Source organism: [Scytonema hofmanni] UTEX 2349 (assembly GCF_000582685.1).
In the GTDB taxonomy this organism is placed as follows: domain Bacteria; phylum Cyanobacteriota; class Cyanobacteriia; order Cyanobacteriales; family Nostocaceae; genus Hassallia; species Hassallia hofmanni.
This window is the reverse complement of record NZ_KK073768.1, coordinates 5,288,034-5,291,501: the sequence shown is the minus strand read 5'-3', so window position 1 is coordinate 5,291,501 and position 3,468 is coordinate 5,288,034. Positions and strand designations below refer to the sequence as shown.

The window sequence follows — 3,468 nt, the reverse complement described above, 5'->3', positions numbered from 1 at the left end:
TAATAAAAATTAATATGTCATTGCGTTCGCGTTGCGCGTCTCGTAGAGAGGAACGTTCGCGGACGCAATGACGCTTATATTGTTAGATTTTGCATTCATTGGGATGCTCCCCCGAAAAACGCTATAGTTGCTCGAAAAAGTGGGAAAAATATTCTCATTTTAAAGCAATCATCAAGAAAATAATTAAGTGATATCACTGAAATAATTTGATGATTGAGAATATAGAATTAACAGGTATGTATATTCTCAACTTTAGACTTTAAAGGATATGTGTGAAAGTATTTGGTAACATACCGACAAAATGGATTGAGACTCTCCTGAATCAACTCTCTAAAGCTACGGGTAACAAGCCAAATATCTGATAATTATCAAATATCCTCCGATCCAGTTCCAAAAAGATTTGCCGCAGATGTACGCCACTAGCAACGTATTTGTAGCAGCAATTTCTGGAAATGGGATGAAAATCAAGACATTGTAAGTTAAAAATTTTTCTCAAGCAAAATTAAAAAAATTATACTTCAGTCATGGTGTATACAAGCAATGGCATTTACCCTTAAACCAAACAAGTGGCAGCAAAGCTTAATCCAAAAAAGTTTACTGCACCAGATGATAAAACAGATCAGGCGATCGCTCGAGCTCCAAGAAATATTAACGACTACCGTTAGCCAAGTGCGTTTATTTTTGGGTGCAGATCGGGTGAAAGTGTATCGTTTTAATGCTAATGGTAGTGGTGAAGTCATTGCTGAATCCATTCATGAACAACGTCTACCATCCTTATTAGGTTTAAACTTCCCAGTTGATGATATTCCAGAAGCTGCCAGAGAGATGTTTTTGTTAGCAGGGCAACGTTCCATTGTGGATGTGCCAAACGGGAAGATCGGGCTATCACCTCTACAGTCAAAAGAAACTGGCATATATCTAGAAACTAATATCCATTATCGGCAAGTAGATCCGTGCCATATTCAATACCTAAAGGCAATGGGTGTGCAGTCTTCGTTGGTAATGCCAATTTTACATTCCGACCTCCAAGAACAATCGGCAAAGCCTAAATTGTGGGGATTGTTGGTAGCTCACCACAGTCAACCGCGAGAGATTTTGAAGCGGGAAATAAAAGTATTGCAGGAAGTTACTGACGAAGTAGGAATCGCGATCGCTCAAAGTAATTTACTCACTAAAGCCGTCGCCAAGCAAGAGCGAGAAGCTATTATTAACCGAGTTAGCATACTATTACATAAACTACCGACAATCCAATTGCAAAAAGCGCTAGAAGAAGTTATTACTAGCTTTAATGGAGTAGGTGGCAGGCTTTACATAGAACAGAGTGGGGAACTATACACCTGGGGCGACCAGCCAAAACTCCCCTATCAGTTAAATACCAGTAAAATCGAACAGCATCTGATATGGCAAAACTGGATGGCTGAGTCTAAACAAGGTAATATTTGGGCAACAGCTGACCTCTACAAAGAACCACGTTTGGAAGTTTTGGCTTTAGGGTTCCGTTTTACTCCAATTCGCGGACTTATGGTGATTCCCCTACATTACCGCGAAAAATTTATTGGTGTATTGAGCATTTTTCGCTCTGAATTTGAAACAGAAGTCTTGTGGGCAGGACGATGTGAAAAAAATCAGCGACAACTCTCACCCCAGCTTTCCTTTGAGCTTTGGCGGGAGCAAAAAAAGGGGCAATCAGTTGAGTGGAAAGCGGAAGAAATCTCGTTGGCGCAAGCCTTATCCGAGCATTTCTCAATGGCAATTGACCAGTACCAAATGTTTAAACAGGTACAAACCCTGAATGCCAACCTAGAATTGCGGGTGCAGGAGCTAACTTCTGAACTCGAAAAATTATTACTGCTTACCAAAGTAGTCAACCAAGTCACAGAGCATATTCGCCGCACATTCGACTTGCAGACAATCCTGCAATCTATTGTTAAAGAAGTCCGTCCCCTGCTAAATTCAGACCGGGTGCTGATTTTTGAGATGAAGAGTAACTCAGTGATTGTGGAAGAGATTAATGGCAATTGGCAGTCGGTTTTGGGAGTGAAAGCACCACCGGAATGCTTTCCTGATGAGTATACCCTTCTATCGTTTCAAGGCAGAGTACGGGCAATAAACAACGTTTCCACCGCTTTTTTAAGTGATTGTCATCGAGAGTTTTTGCAGAGTCTGCAAGTGCAAGCAAACTTAGTCGTTCCGATTAATATAGGTCTGGAACTATGGGGCTTAATAATTGCCCATCAGTGTGAGACTCCGAGAAATTGGCAGGATGCAGAAATTGATTTATTGCAACAGTTAGCAGATCAGAGTGCGATCGCTATTCAACAAGCACAACTCTATCAACAAACCTGTGATGCCGAAGCTGAAGTTAGAAATCAAGCCGCCCAGTTAGAGCATACCGTACATGAACTGCAAGAAACACAGACAAAATTGATTCACACCGAAAAAATGTCCGGCTTAGGACAGTTAGTGGCGGGTGTCGCCCACGAAATCAACAACCCCGTTAACTTTATCTACGGGAACCTGTGCCACGCCAGTGATTACACTGAACAACTGCTAGAAATTTTACGTCTCTACCAGCTACACTATGCTCATCCCCATAGTGAAATTAGCAACGCGATCAAAGCAATGAATTTTGAAGTTTTGGTAGAAGACCTCCCGAAAATCATCACCTCAATGCAAGTAGGAAGCGATCGCATCCGCTCAATAGTACAATCATTAGGCAATTTTTCTCGCTTGGATGAGGCTGAAAACAAGCGCGTTGACCTGCATGAAGGCATTGAGGGCACCTTATTAATTTTGCAACATCGCCTAAAAGGTAATGCTCAATTCCCACCCATCGAGGTAATCAAAGACTATGGCAACATACCATTGGTGGAATGTTATGCTGCCCAAATGAATCAGGTATTCATGAATATTATCAGCAATGCCATAGATGCCTTGGAAATGAGAGCATGGGACAATCGGGATAATGAGAATAACCCATTCCTCATACCTACTATCAAAATTTTCACTAGAATCTCAGTAGATAACTCTCGTCTATTAATTCGCATTACTGACAATGGAACTGGAATGACTGAAGAGGTGAAAAAGCGAATTTTTGACCCGTTTTACACTACCAAACCTGTGGGCAAAGGTACAGGACTAGGACTTTCAATCAGCTATCAGATTATTGTCGAAAAACATGGTGGAATAATGGAGTGCATTTCAGAACCTGGCAAAGGTACAGAGTTGTGGATTGAGATTCCCACCAAACCTACAGCCAAAATATAGGATTACTATTTGATTTTTGAACAAAATTAGGTATTTTAGGGTGCGTTACGATGAAATCCGTAACCCACCTTTGGTATTTTCTGTCAATGCGGAAGTCATATCATGTCCGGATAACTAGTTGTGATTCCCATAGTCATTGCACCCCACCCCGATCAGCCCCTCCCCGCCTGCGGGGAGGGGAGACAAAGCGTAGCTTTGGCG

The 3,468-nt window shown here is 41.7% G+C and carries 1 protein-coding gene; it reads left to right on the top strand.

Annotated features, from left to right (window positions below):
* Positions 1-540 precede the first annotated feature (540 nt).
* Positions 541-3,267 carry a GAF domain-containing sensor histidine kinase gene (locus TOL9009_RS0129230; RefSeq protein WP_029636914.1) on the top strand — a complete coding sequence of 909 codons (2,727 nt, stop codon included), beginning with the start codon at positions 541-543 and terminating at the stop codon, positions 3,265-3,267.
* The last annotated feature ends 201 nt before the right edge of the window (positions 3,268-3,468 follow it).